Origin of the sequence: Streptomyces sp. WMMB 322 (genome assembly GCF_900090145.1) — a bacterium.
Classification (GTDB): domain Bacteria; phylum Actinomycetota; class Actinomycetes; order Streptomycetales; family Streptomycetaceae; genus Streptomyces.
The window spans coordinates 24,251-41,459 of record NZ_FMHI01000009.1; the positions used below are offsets into that span (position 1 = coordinate 24,251).

The 17,209-nt window shown below is 72.4% G+C and carries 11 protein-coding genes and 1 pseudogene; 5 read left to right on the forward strand and 7 right to left on the reverse strand.

Annotated elements, in window-relative coordinates; all coding sequences use genetic code 11:
- Window positions 1–74 precede the first annotated feature (74 nt).
- Window positions 75–875 (forward strand): class I SAM-dependent methyltransferase, encoded by an 801-nt coding sequence (locus H180DRAFT_RS15855; protein ID WP_079100146.1) that lies wholly within the window; start codon window positions 75–77, stop codon window positions 873–875.
- Window positions 872–2,440, forward strand: a complete 1,569-nt coding sequence (locus H180DRAFT_RS15860) for an FAD-dependent oxidoreductase (protein WP_055486737.1) — start codon at window positions 872–874, stop codon at window positions 2,438–2,440. The genes H180DRAFT_RS15855 and H180DRAFT_RS15860 overlap by 4 nt, the downstream gene beginning before the upstream one ends.
- 30 nt (window positions 2,441–2,470) lie before the next feature.
- On the opposite strand, the gene H180DRAFT_RS15865 is transcribed toward H180DRAFT_RS15860, so the two are convergent.
- Genes H180DRAFT_RS15865 through H180DRAFT_RS15880 form a run of 4 tightly spaced genes read right to left on the reverse strand, consistent with a single transcriptional unit; the run spans window position 2,471 to window position 7,387 of the window.
- A complete protein-coding gene (locus tag H180DRAFT_RS15865; protein WP_055486738.1) occupies window positions 2,471–3,496 on the reverse strand; it encodes a Rieske (2Fe-2S) protein in 1,026 nt (341 codons plus the stop codon).
- Window positions 3,493–4,527 (reverse strand): phytoene/squalene synthase family protein, encoded by a 1,035-nt coding sequence (locus tag H180DRAFT_RS15870; RefSeq protein WP_079100147.1) that lies wholly within the window; start codon window positions 4,525–4,527, stop codon window positions 3,493–3,495. The genes H180DRAFT_RS15865 and H180DRAFT_RS15870 overlap by 4 nt, the downstream gene beginning before the upstream one ends.
- Window positions 4,524–6,062, reverse strand: coding sequence for a phytoene desaturase (locus H180DRAFT_RS15875; protein WP_055486739.1), 1,539 nt, complete (start codon window positions 6,060–6,062; stop codon window positions 4,524–4,526). Before H180DRAFT_RS15875 ends, H180DRAFT_RS15870 begins: the two co-directional genes overlap by 4 nt.
- Entirely contained in the window at window positions 6,059–7,387 is a 1,329-nt protein-coding gene (locus H180DRAFT_RS15880) for a polyprenyl synthetase family protein (protein WP_074466831.1), read from the reverse strand. Before H180DRAFT_RS15880 ends, H180DRAFT_RS15875 begins: the two co-directional genes overlap by 4 nt.
- A gap of 615 nt (window positions 7,388–8,002) precedes the next feature.
- Between H180DRAFT_RS15880 and H180DRAFT_RS15885 the strand changes: the two genes are divergently transcribed.
- The gene (locus H180DRAFT_RS15885; protein ID WP_055486740.1) at window positions 8,003–8,815 is read left to right on the forward strand and encodes a cutinase family protein; all 813 of its coding nucleotides are present in this window, start codon (window positions 8,003–8,005) and stop codon (window positions 8,813–8,815) included.
- Window positions 8,816–8,956: 141 nt separating this feature from the next.
- On the opposite strand, the gene H180DRAFT_RS15890 is transcribed toward H180DRAFT_RS15885, so the two are convergent.
- Both H180DRAFT_RS15890 and H180DRAFT_RS15895 read right to left on the reverse strand, forming a co-directional pair.
- Window positions 8,957–12,115: an AfsR/SARP family transcriptional regulator gene (locus H180DRAFT_RS15890; RefSeq protein ID WP_074466832.1), complete on the reverse strand. Its 3,159-nt coding sequence runs from the start codon at window positions 12,113–12,115 to the stop codon at window positions 8,957–8,959.
- Window positions 12,116–12,232: 117 nt separating this feature from the next.
- Complete coding sequence (locus H180DRAFT_RS15895) at window positions 12,233–13,075, reverse strand: LysR family transcriptional regulator (protein ID WP_055486742.1); 843 nt, start codon at window positions 13,073–13,075, stop codon at window positions 12,233–12,235.
- A gap of 72 nt (window positions 13,076–13,147) precedes the next feature.
- On the opposite strand from H180DRAFT_RS15895, the gene H180DRAFT_RS15900 reads away from it, so the two are divergent.
- Both H180DRAFT_RS15900 and H180DRAFT_RS15905 read left to right on the forward strand, forming a co-directional pair.
- Entirely contained in the window at window positions 13,148–14,428 is a 1,281-nt protein-coding gene (locus tag H180DRAFT_RS15900; protein ID WP_199822491.1) for an MFS transporter, read from the forward strand.
- A 194-nt stretch (window positions 14,429–14,622) separates the two neighbouring features.
- Complete coding sequence (locus H180DRAFT_RS15905) at window positions 14,623–15,519, forward strand: arginase family protein (RefSeq protein WP_055486877.1); 897 nt, start codon at window positions 14,623–14,625, stop codon at window positions 15,517–15,519.
- Window positions 15,520–15,752: 233 nt separating this feature from the next.
- On the opposite strand, the pseudogene H180DRAFT_RS15910 reads toward H180DRAFT_RS15905, so the two are convergent.
- Window positions 15,753–17,060, reverse strand: a pseudogene (locus tag H180DRAFT_RS15910) (flavin monoamine oxidase family protein); the annotation flags it as partial.
- Window positions 17,061–17,209 lie beyond the last annotated feature (149 nt).

Here is a 17,209-nt window from a genome sequence, read left to right on the forward strand (position 1 = left end):
GTACCGGTCCCCGGCCCTGACTCCGGCCCTGACTCCGGCACTGACTTCCGAAAATGAAAGAAGGAGACGACACGATGTCCCTACTGCGGGACGAGGCCCTGGCAGCCGCGTTCGACCACGCTGCCCGCACCTACGACGGCCTCGTGGCCGTCAACCCCGGCTACCACGCGCACCTGCGGCGGTCCGCGCGCCGACTGCGGCTGCCGGGTGGGGGTGCCGGTCTGCGAGTGCTCGATCTGGGATGCGGCACCGGCGCGTCCACGGCGGCTCTTCTGCAGGTGGCACCGCTGGCGGAGATCGTCGCTGCGGACGCCTCGGAGGGAATGCTGGAGCGGGCCGCAGCAAAGCGCTGGCCTGCCGGTGTCACGTTCGTCCACGCGACCGCCGAGCAGCTTGCGCAGGCCGGTGTGGAAGGGCCGTTCGACGCGGTCCTGGCCGCCTACCTGTTCCGCAATCTCGACGACCCCGACGCTGTGCTCGGTGCGGTACGCGGCCTTCTCACCGCCGAAGGCCGCCTGGCCGTGCACGAGTACACGCTCAGCGGTCGCCGGGTCGACCGCGCCGTGTGGTCCGCCGTCTGCAACGGCGTGGTGCGGCCCGTCGGCACCCTGGCCGGCGACGGCCGTCTCTACCGGCATCTCCACCGAAGTGTCGTGGACTTCGACACGGCCGACGAGCTGGGCGAACGCGTGCGGCGAGCAGGATTCGCGCGCGTGCGCGTCCTGCCGATGCCGGGCTGGCAGACCGGGATCGTGCACACGGTGGTCGCTTCCCCGGCCCCAGCCGCTTCCCCGGCCCAAGCAGCGCCGCCGGCCCCTTCCCCTTCCCCTTCCCCAACCCCAGCCGAACCCGCCGCGAAGGAGGCCAAGCCGTGAGCCGTCCCGAAGCCGGCCGGGCTGGGGGCGCTTCGCACCGCCGGGGCCGTGACCGCAGGGCCCGGGTGCTGCCGGGGCACACCGGCACGCCGCGCATCACGGGCGAGGCGCCCGGGGCAGCCGTGATCGGTGGCGGTATCGCCGGCCTCGCCGCAGCGACCGCGCTCGCCGAGCGGGGCGTCAGGGTCACCGTCTACGAACGGGAGCCCCAACTCGGAGGCCGGCTGCGGGGCTGGCCCGTGGAGCTCGCCGACGGCTCCGCGGTGACGATGAGCCGCGGGTTCCACGCCTTCTTCCGTCAGTACTACAACCTGCGTGGCCTGCTGCGCCGTGTCGATCCGCAGCTGAGCATGCTCACCGGCCTGCCCGACTATCCGCTCCAGCACAGCAGGGGTTTCCGGGACGGATTCGCACGGGTGCCGCGTACGCCTCCGTGGAGCGCACTCGGATTCGTGGCGCTCAGCCCCAGCTTCGGCTGGAGAGACCTGGCGAGGATGCGGCCCCGCGCGGCGCTCCCGATGTTCGACGTACGGGTGCCGGACGTCTACGAGCGGCTGGACGGCGTCAGCGCATGGGACCTTCTGTCGCAGATCCGGTTCCCGGAGGCCGCCCGCCATCTGGCGTTCGAGGTGTTCTCGCGCAGCTTCTTCGCCGATCCCCGGCAGCTCTCCGCGGCGGAGCTGGTCCTGATGTTCCACATCTACTTCCTGGGGTCCAGCGAGGGCCTGCTGTTCGACGTGCCGGACGAACCGTTTCCCGCCGCGCTGTGGGAACCCCTCGCCCGCCATCTGGCCGGCCATGGTGCCGACATCCGTACCGGACGGACCGTCGAGAGCGTGCAGCCGGCGGCCGGGGGAGGCGCGCACGTCATCACGGGGGAATCCGCAGAGCGCCACGACGGTGTCGTTCTGGCCCTGGACACCGGCGGGTTGCGGCACGTCGTCGCGCAGTCGCCTCAGCTGGCCGACGATGAGTGGAGGGCACGCGTGCTGCGGCTGCGCACCGCGCCGCCCTTCCTCGTCACGCGGCTCTGGCTGGACCGCCGGGTGGCTTCCGACCGCCCCGGGTTCCTGGGGACGAGCGGATACGGCTCGCTGGACAACGTCAGCGTCCTGGAACGCTGGGAGGGCGAAGCGGCCCGCTGGTCCGCCCGCACCGGCGGCTCGGTGCTGGAGCTGCACGCGTACGCGGTCGACCAGGGGGCCGACCGGAAGGCCGAACAGGAGGAACTTCTGGCCCAGTTGCACCGCGTCTACCCGGAGACGCGTGATGCGAGGACCGTCGACGAACGCCACGAGTGGCGGGCCGACTGCCCGCTGTTCCCCGTGGGCGGTCACTTCGAGAGGCCCACCGTCCGCACGTCCGACCCGTCCGTCACGGTCGCGGGCGACCTGGTGCGTACGGATCTCCCCGTCGCGCTGATGGAGCGGGCGGCGACGACGGGCTTCCTGGCGGCGAACGCCCTGCTCGAACGGTGGGGCGTACGCGGGCAGACTCTCTGGACCGTTCCGGACAGAGGAAGGGTGCTTCCGCTGCGTGCCCTGAACCGCCTGGTCCGCTCCTGACAGTCCGCCGTCCGAGAGGCCATTGGCGAGTCAGCCGGGGAAGCGTCCCGTGCTCCGCAGCGCCCATCGCCTCTCCGCGTAGGCGATGTCGTCCCGCCACAGGCGCCCGGCCGCCGCCTGCATGAAGGGACGGAGCACCGGAGCCGCCGCTCTGGCGACCGCGAATCCGCGCCGCTCGGACGAGGCGACCACGGCCTCGATGACAGCGGTGCGCGGCCGTCCGGACCCGTCCGTTCCCAGCGGCGTCGCATGTGTTTCGACGACGGAGCCCGCGCCCTCGCCGTGGGTGATGCGCATCAGGACGGTGCGCGGTCCGGGAGCGGTGAAGACGGCCCGGACCGGCACCACTGCGCGGCTGGCCACCTTGAAGGAGACGTCCACGGCGAAGGAGTCGTCGTCCGGTGCTGCGTCCGACGAGTCGTCACCCGGCCGGCCGGCGACGGTGAGATCGACGAAGGAATAAGGGTGGAGCCACGCGCCGTGCCAGGGGTCGAGGCGATTGGCGATCACGTCTTCGGGTTCACAGCGTCCCGTGACCGTGCAGACCGCCGCCAAGTGCCGGTCGTGGTGCGGACGTTCGGGGACGACGGGCCTCTCCAGAGGCTGTTCGCCGCCGGCCTCGTCGAGACGCACCCAGGCCAGCACCCCGTCGTCGAACGCGGGGAAGGGTTCCCAGCCCGCTGTGGCGTCGCCGTCGAGCGCGAGCCCGTGCCAGTGGCAGATGAGGGTGCCGCAGCGGACCGGGCTGTCCTTGAGCGGCGCACCGAGGTGCGGACAGGCTCCCGGACCCGCACGAAGGCGCCCGGTGGCGTCCCGCCAGGCGACAACTTCGGTGCCGGCGACGGTCCGCCCCAGCGGGCGGCCGGGCTTGATCTCGCGGGTGGCGCCGAGCACGTACCAGTTGCCGGAAGGGCGGGTCTGTGCCCGCTTGAGTGCCTCGGCGATGATGCGGGGCTTCGCATCGCGCCACGTCGGACGCTGGCGGTCCCAGGGGACGGGGCGGCGGCGGAGCCGCAGCGGACAGCGCCCTGGAGCGGAGGACCGGCCGGGGTTCATACTCTCTCCTTCCCGGAACGCCGGACGCCGGCGGCCGCGTGCCTGTGCGGGACGGGGTGGGTGTGGGCCGGCGCCGGCGCCGCTGCCGGTCCGGGGACGCCGCGCCGCATCCGGGCGGCGGCCAGCCTGATCAGACCGTCGCAGGCGACGGCGCCGCGACGGCGGCGAGGAACGACCGCCCGGCGGTGCAGCACGGAGTACCCGTCGTCGTCGATGGCGTCGAGGATGGCGCCGTACAGCACGAGGGCGGTGCGGATGCACGGCCGGGAGACCGGGTCGAGCATGCGCACGCCCGGCACCGCCTCGCGGTACACGCCGCGGGTGAGCGAGGCGGCTGCCCGCAGGGCGGAGGTGATCCGCGGGTCGCGGGCCCCCGTGCTGCGGCTCCACTGGAGGAGTTCCCGGTCGACGCCGTGGGCGGACAGCAGATCGGACGGCAGGTAGATCCGGCCGCGGTCGAGGTCCTCTCCGACGTCGCGCAGGAAGTTGGTCAGCTGGAAGGCCACCCCGAGCGCGGCCGCGTGCGGTTCGGCTTCCTCGCGGGGTACGACGGTGCCGAGCACCGGCACCATCTGCAGGCCGATGACGGCGGCGGATCCGTGCATGTAGCGGCGGAGAGCGGCGTAGTCCGCGTACTCGGTGACCACCAGGTCCTGGCGCATCGACGTCATGAAGTCGGTGAAGTGCCGATGATCGATGCCGTACCGGGCCGCCGTGTCGACGACAGCGGCGACCACCGGTTCCGTGCTGGTTCCTTCGCGCACCCCGGCATCGAGCCGTTCCTGAAGACGGTGCAGGACCGCCGCCCGTTCGGCGGGTGTGGCGGAGGTGTCCATGTCGTCGACGATGTCGTCCGCCCACCGTGCGAAGCCGTACAGAGCATGCACGGCCGGTCTGCGCTCGACCGGGAGGAGCCGGGTGGCGAGGAAGTACGTCTTCCCGTGGCGGGCGTTCAGCTGCCGGCAGCGGGTGTAGGCGGCGCGCAGGGCGGGGTCGGTGATGCCCGCGGCGTCGAGTTCGCGGAGGGTCATGCCGACGCGGCCTTCGTGACGGTGCGCCGTGCCCGGGGCGGTGCGGACGACGGGTGCTGCCGGCCGGTGACCCGTGCCGCCGCGAGTTTCCCCGAGATGAGGACCGTCGGCACGCCGACGCCCGGTGTGGTTCCGCAGCCGGCCAGTACGGCGTTCCGGGTGCCGCGCACCAGGTTGCGGGGGCGGAAGGGACCGGTCTGGGCGAAGGTGTGGGCTGTGGAGAAGGGCGTGCCGGCGGCGTGCCCTTGAGCGGTCCAGTCCGCCGGTGTCACCAGACACTCCTCCTCGACGGCGGATCCGATCCCTTCGAGACCTCGCCGTTCGAGCTCGGTGAGGATGCTGTTGCGGTACCGGGGCGCGAGGTCCCGCCACTCCCGTGCACTGGGGCCGATGTCGGTGTTGGGGCAGGGCGCCAGGACGTAGTGCAGGTGCCGGCCGGGGGGTGCCAGGCCGGGGTCGGTCGCCGTGGGGCGGGTGATGAGCAGCGAGGGGTCGGACATCAGGCTTCCGGTGCGGGTGAGCTCGTGGAAGGTGCCCTTCCAGGCAGAGCCGAACGAGATGGTGTGATGGGCCAGTTCCGGCCAGGTGCGGTTCGTGCCGACGTGAAGGATCACGGCCGAGGGGGAGTGCCGGAGCGGGAGGGCACGGCGCGGCCGGTGCGTGAGCAGCCGGTAGGCGACCGGCAGGTCAGGGGTGAGCACGACGGCGTCGCAGGGGATGCGCCCCTGATCGGTGACGACGGCCGTGATGCGGTCGCCCGAGCGCTCCAGGCGGGTCACACCGTGGCCGAAGCGGAATTCGGCTCCGGCGTCCGAGGCGGCGTCCGCCATGGCCCGCGGCAGGGCGTGCATCCCGCCTCTCGGGAAGTAGACACCGGCGACGGTGTCCATGTAGGCGATGACCGCGTACGCGGCCAGGGCCCGGGCCGGCGGCACTCCCGCGTACAGGGCCTGGAAGGAGAAGACGCGCCGCAGCCGTTCGTCGGAGATGAACCTGCCGATGCGGGAGTCCAGGCGGCCGAAGCCGCCGAGCGCCGCGAGCCGGGCCAGATCAGGTGTCAGAAGTTGCAGCGGAGAGTCGAAGTTGGTGTCGATGAACCGGCGCATCTGGACCTTGTAGAGACGCTCCAGCCACCTCCTCAGCTGCCGGTAGCCCAGCGCCTCTCCGGCGCCCGCGAAGCTTTCGATCTCGGCCTCCATCGCCTGGGCGGAGGTGTGGACGTCGAGACTGCTGCCGTCGGCGAACTGCGCCCGGTAGGCGGGATGCAGCGGAACGAGTTCCATGCGGTCGCCGAGCTTGTCACCGACCGCGGCGAACGCTTCCTCCGCGATGTCGGGCATGGTCAGCACCGTGGGCCCGGTGTCCATCCGGTAGCCGTTCTGCTCCAGCAGACCGGACCGGCCGCCCGGCTGCTCGTCCCGCTCGACCAGGGTCACCCTCCGCCCGGCGCCCAGCAGATGCAGCGCGGCGGACAGGCCGGCGAGTCCCGCCCCGACGACCACGACGTGGTCGGTGGGTCCTTCCAGGGTCTTCATCGGTTCCTCCCGTCGACGGGAAGGCCGACCGGTTCCGGACCGCCTTCACCTCCGGCAACGGGCCCGCCCGCCTCCCGGCCGGGCGGCGCCGCGTGGAGGGGTACGCCGGCAACCGTGCCGAAGAGTTCGAGCAGGTGCTTCTCGGCGTGCGGGGCGAGCGCGGCACTGCGGAGGTGCCGGACGCTCTGTTCGAGCACCTGCTGGATCTTGTCCTCGACGATGCTCCGGGCTCCGGTCGCGACCAGCGCGCTGCGCACACGGTCCAGGTCCCCGTCCGTCAGCCCGCTGTCGCCGACAGCGGCGTCCAGCAGGGCCAGCGCGTCGTCCTGCCCCGTTGCCGCGGCGCGTGCCCGGGCCACCGCGACGAGGTAGGTGACCTTGCCCTTGCGGACGTCGTCGCCCGAGGGCTTTCCCGTCAGACGGGGATCGCCGAACACTCCGAAGAGGTCGTCGCGGAGCTGAAAGGCGACGCCGGCGCAGCGGCCCGCGGAGCACAGTGCGCGGGTGGTCCGCTCGTCCGCTCCGGCGAGGGCCGCGCCGAACGCAAGTGGCCGCTCCACCGAGTACAGGGCGCTCTTGAGGGAGGCGACGCGTTCAGCCACGGCCGTCGAACGGCAGCCGGTCACCTGTCCTTGCAGGTCGAGGTACTGGCCGGCGACCATCTCGGTCCGCATGGCCTGCCAGATGCCGCGCACGGTCCGAGCCGTTCCCGGGCTCATGTGCGTCGCCGCCACCACGTCGTCGGCCCAGGCGAGGGCGAGGTCACCGACGAGGATCGCGGCTGCCCTGCCGAACGACTCGTGCGGGCTGCCGGTCCGGCTTCCCCGGTACTGGGCGTCGAGGTCCGTGTGTACGGCGGGACGGCCCCGGCGGAGCGAGGAGCCGTCCATCACGTCGTCGTGCACCAGTGCGCACGTCTGGATGAGTTCGAGCCCTGCCGCCAGACGCAGTGCCGCCTCGGACTGTTCGGTGGTCAACCCCCGTCCGCAGCCCCTCAGTCCCCACCAGAGGAACTGCGAGCGTGTGCGCTTGCCGCCGCTCTGGGTGAAGCGGGCGACGCGTCCGGCCACGTCCTCGGCGAACGTGGGGTCGATCGCTCCGGCCTCGTCGAGCCGCTCGCGCAGGAGCCGGTCCAGCACGCGTCCCACGGCTGCGGGGACGTCGGCGTCGACGAGGGCCCATTCGTCCTCGCCGGGACGGCCGCGGTGCGGTTTCCGCGCCCGGTGACCGGTCGGATGCGGCCGGACTTCCGCGGGCTCGTGCCCGGCCCCCGGCCCTTGCAGGCCACCCGTGAAGGGGAGTGCCTCAGCTCCGCTACGGCGCATCGCACTTCCTCTCGTCGCGTTCGATCGGCTTGAGGTTCCGGCTCATTCCGTTCGGATGCGCCGTTCGGATGCAGCTCCGGGCATTTCGGCTGCAGCAGATCCGAGACGGGCGGTGACTCTCTGCACTCAGTCCATCACGTTCGGAGGCCTGCGGCCTGACCGCCACGGTCGGCGCATCGGGGGTCTTCTCGCCCCGTCCGTTCCTCTCCTTCGCCGCTCAGCGCCCATGACCACCGGTCGGTGCGGCCGGCGTCGCGCTCCGGGGGAGGCGGACGAACGACCGCCGGCGCTGTCGCCGAGGGCTACGAGCCGCCGGGTGACGGCGGGCAGGCCGTCCTTGCCGGTGGATGGCGAGACCCCGGTGCGGCGACCACGGCCGGTCGGCGCTCCTCGCACATCGGCTGTTCACGCGGATCGCCCGGAGTCAGCCGGCCTGCTGCACCGAGGAGTTGGCCGCGCGCCGCACAGATGTCCCCCCGCCCGGCCCGGCACACGCGCGCAACACCCGTACGACCTGCGCAGTCATCGACATGTCAACGGGATGTGATCACCGGTGCATAGCGTCTGCTGCGTTGCCTGCCCGGCACGTTCACTACCCGAGGGGGACTTCACTCAATGGCGAGAACGAGCAAGGTGGCGCGGTCCGTCCGCGCTGCCGTCCTGGCGGCGGCGCTGGCCGCCGGAACCACCGTCGCATTCCCGTCCGCCGCACAGGCGGCCGGCGCGGAGCACTACTACATCGAGATCGGCGGCACCGGCCCCACGGTGGACCAGGACGGTTGTCCCACCGCCAACACCTCGTACGACACCGCGAACAAGGCCCTCGGCCTCGGTTCCTCGGCGATCAAGGTGTGCTACCCGGCCAGCGCCGGCCCGCTCATCGGCCCCACCGGCGGGCTCGTCGAGCCGCCCGCGAAGGTCAACCCCGAAGCCCTCACCGCACCGACCTACGACGCCAGCGTGCGACTGGGCGTCGAGAGAGGGCTGCAGGCGGCGAAGGACACCCACAAGGCGCATCCCGGCGCCCGGATCACGATCACCGGATACTCCCAGGGCGCCCAGGCGGCGGACGAGGTGCTCCAGAGGATCGCGAGCGGCAGCACCGGCATTCCGCTCTCCCAGGTCGACGGTGTGCTGTACGCCGACCCGATGCAGCCCGAAACCGGTTTGGGGGCTCACCTTCCCAGAGGGCTGGGCATCCCCGGGGTGGCCACCTCCCCGGGCGCCGGCCCGGCGGAGTTCAACGGAATCCCCGTCACGCGGTACTGCATCGTCGGAGACCCGGTGTGCGATCTGCGGTCCGTCACGAACGCGCCCGGGTACTTCAGCCTGCACCCGAAGTACCCGGAAGCCGTCATCCCCAAGAACCTCACCCGGACCGGCCAGCACGGCGTCCGGTGGCTGAACGCGAACGGCGATCCCGTGTAGCCACCTGACGGAACGGGGGCGGAGAGGCAGCGGGGAGGGGGAACAGGCCCGGCCGGACCACGCTCCGGCCGGGCCTGGCCCCGCTCCACTCCGGCCGGGCTGGCCGGCTCGCCGCGGCGCTGCCCGGGACGGCCCGGGACGCTATGACTCGTCCTCGTCCTTGTCGTCGTCGGCGTCCGGCCCGCGTCCCGCCCCTCCACCGCCGAGGTCGTCCAGCGCGCGGGAGATTCTCGCGCGGGTGGCGTCGGTGCCGGGGAGGGCGGTGCCCCGTTCGAAGAAGTCACGGGACGCGGACAGGTCTTCGGCCACGGCGTCGTGCCAGGTCAGCCGGTGACGTGTCCGGATCTCCCGGGCGGTGCCGGTCTCCTCGTCCAGGACCGTGCGTGACCGGAGGCGGAGTTCGGCAGCCGCCCCCGCGTTGCCCATGGCCGCCTCGGCCGTGGACAGCCTGTCGAGCGCGGCGGAATACAGGGGAACGTCGCCGAGGCGCCTGGCCAGGTCCTCGGCCTTCCCGAGGGTGCCGACGGCCTCGGCGGGCCGAGCGAGGTCGAGTTGGAGACCGCCGAGGCGGAGGAGGGTCTTGCCCAGCAGCCTGGGGCTGTCCGCCTTCTCGGCCAGGGCGATCGCCTTCAGGTAGCGGTCGTGTGCCTTGTCGTGCTCTCCGAGCTGGTGGTGCACGTCGCCGGCGCGAGTCATGATCGAACCCGTGAGCCAGTGGTCGTGTGTCAACCCGCCCGCGAGCCGCAGGACTTCTGCGAAATGGGTCATGGACTCGGCGATCCGCCCCTCCAGATTGGCGAACGTTCCGAGACCGGCTGCGGCTCTGGCCTGCTCATGGGGGTCATCGGCCCTGCGGCTGATGTCCAGCGCTTCCGTGAACCAGGAGGCGGCCTGCCGGTAACGGCCCTGCACCCCGTACAGGATGCCCAGGCCCGTACGCAGCGCGGAGTCCATCCGCCGGTCGGTGGCCCGGCCGAGCATCGGCAGCAGCATCTCCAGCGAGGTCCGGCACTCGTGGAACCGGCCCTGTCTGGTGAGGTAGTCGACCAGGCCCTCGGCGATCCAGCAGGCCTCGTCCAGCCGCCCCACGGCCACCGCCTGACCGATCACGTCGACCAGTTCACCGCCCGCGTCGTTCAGCCAGACCGTTGCCTCCTCCCAGTCCGCGAAGGGGCCTGTGCCCTGCGGGCCGGTCGGGCAGGACGAGGTGCCCCAGTCGCCGGCGCAGCGGGCGGCGGCCACATACAGCCGGAAGACGCCCTCCCGGGCTGTCGCGGCCTCTTCGGGCGACGCGGCGGCCACGCGCCGGGCGTAGACCGCCACCAAGTCGTGCATGCGATAGCGGTCGGCCGTCACCCGCTGCACCAGGCTCGCGTCGGCCAGGCTCTCCAGGGCGCGCTCGGCGTCGGGGGGCGTCCAGCCGAGAAGGGCGGCCAGAGTCAGCCGGTCCAGCCGTATGGTGGGCGACAGGCCCAGGGCACGGAACGCACGCTGCTCGCCGACCGGAAGCTGACCGTAGGAGATCCGGAACGCGGCTTCGACGCTGCGGTCCTCCACCGCCAGTTCGTCGAGCCGCCGTTCGTCGTCGGCCAACCGCGCCGCCAGTGCCTCCACCGCCCACGACGGGAGGTCCTGTATCCGTGCCCCGACGATGCGCAACGCCAGCGGAAGCCGGCCGCACAACGTGGCCAGTTCGCGTACGGCCGCCCGCTCGCGACCGGACCCGTCCTCGCGACCGGACCCGTCCTCGCTACCGGTTCCGTCCTCGTGTCCGGCCCCGCCCTCGCGATCGGTCCCGTCCTCGTTGCCGGGCCCGCCTGCGGGGCCGCTCCCGTCGCCGCTTTCCGCGCCGCGGACGATACGGGTCAGGAGCCCCGTCGCCTCGTCGATGCCGAGAGGGGACAGCGAGACCCTGCGGTCCACGTCCAGCCCTGTCAGGCGCCGGCGGCTCGTCACCATGACCAGGGTGCCGCGGCCGGCTGGCAGCAGGGGGCGCACCTGCTCGGCGCGGGAGGCGTCGTCGAGTACGAGAAGCAGCCGGAGGGAAGCGGTCGCCGCCCGCCACGACGCGGCCAGCTCGTCCAGGTCCTCGGAGCCCTCCCCCTCGTCGGCACCCACCGCCCGCAGCAGCCGGCGCAGCACGCGTTGCTGCACCGCCGGCTCGCGGTCCTCGCGGTGCGCGTGCAGTTCGACGAAGAGGCAGCCGTCGGGGTACCGGTTGCGCAGGGCCCGCGCCGCGCGTACCACCAGGGCGGTTTTCCCGACTCCGGCCATGCCGTCCACCGCCCGGACCGTGACCTCACGGGTGTCGGCGGGCGCGACGAGAATCTGATGCTGCCGGTCCCGGCCCGTGAAGTCGGCTGTTTCGACGGGCAGTTCGTCCCGTCCTCGACGGCGCCGTCGGGTGTGGTCCTGTGCCGGGGGCGCGGCCGGCCGACGAGTCCCGCGTCCGGCCGGCCGTCCTTGCCGTACCGCGTTCTCGTCGAGCAGGGAAGCGTCCTCGCCCCGGAGGACTGCCGCGTGTACGCGCCGGAGTCCGGCGCCGGGCTCCACTCCTTGCTCGTCCACCAGGCGGTGGCGCACCCCGGCGTAGACGTCCAGGGCGTCGGCCTGCCGGCCGGCGGCGTAGAGGGCGCGCATGAGCAACGTGGCCAGCGCCTCGTTGCAGGGGTGGGCCGTCATGAGGGAGAACAGCTCTCCCACGGCCTCGGTGTGCCGTCCGGAACGGAGTTGGCACTCCGCCTTGTCCTGTACCGACAAGAGCCGCTGCTCCTCCAGGCGCAGCCGCTCTCCTTCCGCGAAGGGTCCGGGGATGCCGGCCAGGGGCTCGCCGTGGAACAGCCCCGATGCGCGGGACCAGGCGTCCACCGCGGCGTCCAGATCCCCGGAATCCCTCGCCGCACGCCCTTCGGCGATGAGCTCCGCCCAGCGTGCGACGTCCACGCGCGCGGTGCCCGGAGCGAAGCGGTAACCGCCGCGAACGGTGTCGATCACGGAATGCGCCGGGTTCCCTCCGTGAGCGTCCAGTCGTCGCCGTAATCGGTGGACGTAGACCGGAATCACTCTGGTGCCCGTACCGGGGGGCTCCGTGCCCCACACTCCGTCGAGGAGTTGCTGCGGGCTGACCGTCCTGCCCGGCCGAAGCAGCAACGCGACCAGGAGAGCCTGTTCACGAACCGGCCCGAGCTCCTGGGCCACGTCGCCGCGGAACGCCTGGGGCGGGCCGAGCAGCGCGAAGCGAAGCTGCTCATCTGCTTGCTGCTGATCTGCTTCCGTGGACACCTCGCGCGGAATCGGCACCCGGCAACCCTATCCACCGCCCCACCCTGCGACGACCCCCGCAGGACCTGCGCACATCGCGTACGACCGCACCGCAGCGCCACCGCGGACGAGTCCGTATCCGTTTGTGACGGCCGCTCAGATCATGCGCCGCAGCGCGGTCTCCACGGCATCGATCAGCGGATCCCCCTCGGTTCGCGGGTGCCGTGCGAGACCGAGTTCGACGTCCGGCAGGGCGGGCAGGGCGTCCGCGTCGTGGCAGACCATGGCCGGTTCGAGGTTCGTGGGCATGAGCGCTGCGACGCCGAGCCCGGCCCGTACCGCGGCGAGCACAGCGACCAGGCTGTTGCTCTCGAACGCCACGCGCCAGCGCCGGTCGGCACCTTCCAGCGCCGCCAGCACCGACGTGCGCCACGAGCACGCGTTCGAGAACAGCACCACTGGCAGCGGATCGGCCCTCACGTCCACACCCTGGCCGACGGCCCAGTCCAGCGGGCGGCGCACCGTCCAGCGCGGCGGACCGGGAACGTCCGGCACTTCGTCGAGCACGAGGTGGACGCGGCCGGTGTCCCAGGCCTCCCGCATCGCGGCCCTGGAACAGCTGAGCACCTCCAGCGTCGCCCCCGGGTGCAGCCGGGCGAGGTCGGCGAGGGCCTGCGGAAGCTGGGACGCGGCGAGATCCTCGAGCAGCCCGACGCCGCAGCGGCCGGTGAGCGCACGGCCGGTTTCGGTGAGTGCCTGCGCGGAGAGCGAGAGGATGCGTTCCGCGTAGGGCAGGAGCTCTGCACCCGCCCGGGTCAGCGAGACGCCGGACGGCGACCGGTGAAGCAGCGGACGGCCGACAGCGCGCTCGAGCTTGCGCACCTGCTGGCTGAGCGCGGGCTGGGTATGTCCGAGCGCGGTCGCGGCGCGGCTGATGCTCCCGGCCCGCACGACGGTGACGAATGACCGCAGCAACGCGGTTTCAAGATCCCTGGCCATTAATATTCATTATGCCTGCCCCAGCAAATTAACCACTTCCTATGCCTGGACGGATGACCTAGCGTCACGAAGGTGACCGGATACCGACAGGTGCTCGGCGTGCCGGGGATGGCATCGCTGCTGGGTATCTCGCTGCTCGCCCGTACCGCGATCACGGCGGACGTGATGGCCCTGACGATGTACGTCGTTCTGGGCCTGGAGATGAGCTACACCGCAGCCGGTGGTGTGGCTGCGGCTCTGACCGCCGGACTGGCACTGGGCGGGCCGTTGCTCGGCCGCATGATCGACGGGCGGGGACTGCGTCCCGTGCTGCTGGTGACCGTCGTCCTGCAGCTCGTGTTCTGGATGAGCGTGCCGGTCCTGCCGTACGGGGCCCTGCTGGGCGCCGCCTTTGCGGCGGGTCTGCTGATGGTGCCGGCCCAGCCCGTGACCAGGCAGGCCATCGCGGCGATGACCACGGCGGGACAGCGCCGGGCCGCGTTCGCGCTGGAGTCGGTGCAGGGCGAGCTGTCGTACATGATCGGCCCGGCGGTGGTGATCCTGTGTGCCGCGAAGATGTCCCCCGGTGTGGTGGCGTGGGGCGTCGGCGCCGCGATCGTGGCCGGCGGAATCGGGATCGCCCTGCTCGACCCCCCGCTGCGTGCCGAGCACGAGGCGGCTGCCGCCGTGGCCCGCCGGCCCCCGCGCCGCGAATGGCTCGGCGTCGGCATGATTGCCGTGCTGACGATGGCGTTCGGCACCACGACGCTGCTCAGCGGCGTCGACCTCGCCATCGTCGCCGCACTCGAAGAAGCGGGTCAGGTCTCCTGGGCCGCCGTGGTCGTAGCCGTGTTCGGCATGGCCTCCGTCGCCGGTGGGCTGATCTACGGCGCACTGCCCCGGCAGCTGCCCACGTGGCTGCTGCTCGGCCTGCTGGGACTCGTGACGGTTCCCGCCGGACTTGCCCGTGACTGGCCCTGGTTGTGCGTGGCCGTCGTCGGCAGCGGGCTTCTCACCGCGCCGGCCCTTTCCGCGGTGGCCGACGCGGTCAGCCGACTGGCGCCGGCCGGAGTGCGGGGTGAGGCCACAGGTCTGCAGTCCTCCGCGCAGAGCGCGGGTTTCGCGCTCGGAGCCCCCATGGTCGGGGTGGCGATCGACGTCTCCGTGCCGGCGGGCGGCTTCGCGGCGGCAGGGCTGGCCGCACTCGCCACCGCGTTGACCGGATTCCTGCTCTCCCGCCGCCCGTCCGCCCGTCCGCCCGGACACGGTCTCCCCTCCGCGACCCCGGCCTCGCCGGAGCACCGGACGTCGGACCGTGCGGAGCCGACGCCCGGCCCCGAGCATGAGGGACGCCCGGCGCCGCGCATGAGGTAGGACCCGTGCCCGCGGCCGCGCCGCTCCGGCGACGAAAACGTACGGCCGCGGGTGCCGGTCCGAGGCGCGGTCCGCCTCGACGCACAGGGCCCGCTGCATCCCACGGGGCTCACCCGGCCGCCAGGCCGGCTTGCTGATTCCACGGGCGGTGAAATGCCGTGGCCCGTGCCGCCGCAGGCGGTCAGAATGGCCGGATGCGCCGCATCGTCGTCATTGACGCTCCGTCCAACCTCGGCCTCCGGCCGCCCGTCGAAGGCGCCGTGCCCGGCTGCTACAAGCTGGCGGGCGCGCTGCGCGAGCAGCGGCTGCTGCAGCGGCTCGGGGCGTACGAGGGCGGAGTCGTCGTTCCGCCCCGCTACGACCGCGGTGGCTGGAGGGAGGGCGACGGCGTGTTCAACGCCGAGGCGATCGCCGCGTACACACGGAAGCTCGCCGACCGCATCGAACACCACGTCCGGGCAGGGGACTTCCCGGTCGTCCTGGGCGGTGACTGCTCCATCCAGCTCGGCGCCTCACTCGCCCTCCGCCGCATCGGGCGGTACGGACTCGCCGCCATCGACGGATCCGCGGACTTCCGCCACCCCGGGAACTCCGGCCGCATCGGTGCCGCCGGCGGTGAAGAGCTGGCCATCGCGACCGGCCGCGGCCAGGCGGACCTGACGGACCTCGAAGGGCTGCAGCCGTACGTCAGGGACGAGGACGTACGGGTCTTCGGCATCCGGGACTACGACGAAGAGCGGGGCGAACTCGCCGAATTGAAGATCACGAACGCGACGGTGGGGGAGATCCGGGAGTGGGGCGCCGAGGAACTGTCGCGCGCGGTTCTGCAGACTCTCGAAGTGCCCGTGACCGAGGGGTTCTGGGTGCATCTGGACGCGGACGTGCTGGACCCGTCCGTCATGCCCGCCGTCGACAGCCCCGACCCCGACGGCCTCCTGCCCGGCGAACTCGCCCCGCTGCTGCGGACCTTGGTGACATCGGATCGCTGCGCCGGCCTGAACCTCACCATCTACGACCCCGATCTCGACCCCGACGGCTCCTGCGCCGCTCTCCTCGCCGACCTCCTCGAGACGGCCCTCACCCGATCCTGACCGGCTTCGGACCGGTGGCGGCCGACGGGTGCCTGTCCCGGGCGTGCCGGCAAGCATCCGGAAGGTCGCCCAGGCCTTCCACGAGTCGCCGGGCAGAAACCGGAACGCGTGGTTGCCGGTGAGCGGGGTGACGGCCCGGACGTCCCAAGCGGTCCAGGGTCAGAGTGATCCCGGTGCCGTACGCCTCGGACAGAACGACGTCCACCGCATCGGTCGGACCGGGCGGAGCGCCCTCAGCCGGCGTCCCAGGCGTCCTCGATCGGAACGGGACGACCGAGGACGTCGCACGCGGCGCGGTGGCCGGAGCGGAGCGCCGCGTTGACCGTCGCCGGATCGTCGGTCCACGTCGCCTCGCCCGCGAGGTGCAGCACGCCGCCCACGGGTGTGGCGAGAAGGTCGTGGTCCTCGGGCGCCGATCCCACGGTCATGTACGCGTACGAGCCTCGCGAGCAGGGGTCGTCCTGCCACGAGGTCACGTGCACACGGGTGGGGTCCTCGACGCGGTCGCCGTAGAGCCGGCGCAGTTCGCGGAGGACCGAGCCGACGATCTCCTGCTGTTTCCATCCTCGCGTCTCCTGCGCGGCCGGACCGGCGGCGAACGTGAGCAGCGTCGGCACGCCGTGGACGGCCGTCAGGTCGTACCAGGAATGCCACCAGACCCCGCTCGGCCCCTGCTGACGGATGGCGTACACCTCGTCGTCCCAGAACTTCGAGCGGAAGCTGAGGAAGACCTTCTCGAAGGCGTTCATCTCCAGGCGTGCCAACGCACCGGCCACCGGTTCGGGCAGCGGGGGTTCGATGGTGAACTCCGCGGACTTCAGGACCCCGACCGGGACGGTGACAACGACACGCCGCGCCGTGAACACGCCGCGACCGGTGGTGACTTCGGCGCCTTCCGCCGACCAGCGCACCGAGGTGACGACGTGTTCGAGCCGCACGTCGAGCCCGGTCGCAAGGTGCGTCGCGAGGGCGTCGTAGCCGTCGGGGAAGACGACCTCGTCGCCGTCGATCGAATCGTCGTCGAGCCCGTGCGCGTCGAGCTCGTCGATCCGGACTCCGTACTGCTCCTCGGTCCGATGGCGCAGGTACTCCCGGACACGCTCGGCGCGTTCCGTCCCCCAACCCTGGGCGGCCAGGGCCGATTCGACCGCCTCGCCGTACGAGCGCCCGGGCGCGAGGGCGGACACGACGCGGGCCAGCTCGGCGTCCACCGCGCCGATGTCGGCCACGAAGCGCTCCACTTCGTCGTCGGTGAGACGAACGCCCGAGGGGCTGTAGTACGCGATGGGCCTGCTGTACGGCTGGTACCCGCCGACCGTGAACTCCGCGGTCCGCAGCCCGAATGCGGCTGCCGCTGCGGCGACCGGGCTGTCGGTGACCCCATGGATCCAGGACGCGCCGAGATCGGTGACGACCCCGCCCTCCCGGTCGCTCCGCACCCGCCCGCCGATGCGGTCGCGAGCCTCGAGCAGGACGACCCGCTGACCGCTCCGGGAAAGCAGCCGCGCCGCGGTCAGACCCGCGACACCCGCACCCACGACGATCGTGTCCGCTCGATCCATCAACACTCCGTGGTGTCTCGATCCCTGGGGCCCGGTGTGTCCTGCGGACGGCCGGGCGGGCGGTCTCTATTCTCCCGAGCGGCTGCCGCAGCCGAGCAACCCGGCCGTGATCCCGACGGGAGAACAGC

Bases quoted from the DNA above. Each gene is read 5' to 3' on its own strand.
- H180DRAFT_RS15855 (WP_079100146.1), top strand. From the start codon at position 75: ATGTCCCTACTGCGGGACGAGGCCCTGGCAGCCGCGTTCGACCACGCT.
- H180DRAFT_RS15865 (WP_055486738.1), bottom strand. From the start codon at position 3,496: ATGAACCCCGGCCGGTCCTCCGCTCCAGGGCGCTGTCCGCTGCGGCTC.
- H180DRAFT_RS15870 (WP_079100147.1), bottom strand. From the start codon at position 4,527: ATGACCCTCCGCGAACTCGACGCCGCGGGCATCACCGACCCCGCCCTG.
- H180DRAFT_RS15875 (WP_055486739.1), bottom strand. From the start codon at position 6,062: ATGAAGACCCTGGAAGGACCCACCGACCACGTCGTGGTCGTCGGGGCG.
- H180DRAFT_RS15880 (WP_074466831.1), bottom strand. From the start codon at position 7,387: ATGCGCCGTAGCGGAGCTGAGGCACTCCCCTTCACGGGTGGCCTGCAA.
- H180DRAFT_RS15885 (WP_055486740.1), top strand. From the start codon at position 8,003: ATGGCGAGAACGAGCAAGGTGGCGCGGTCCGTCCGCGCTGCCGTCCTG.
- H180DRAFT_RS15895 (WP_055486742.1), bottom strand. From the start codon at position 13,075: ATGGCCAGGGATCTTGAAACCGCGTTGCTGCGGTCATTCGTCACCGTC.
- H180DRAFT_RS15905 (WP_055486877.1), top strand. From the start codon at position 14,623: ATGCGCCGCATCGTCGTCATTGACGCTCCGTCCAACCTCGGCCTCCGG.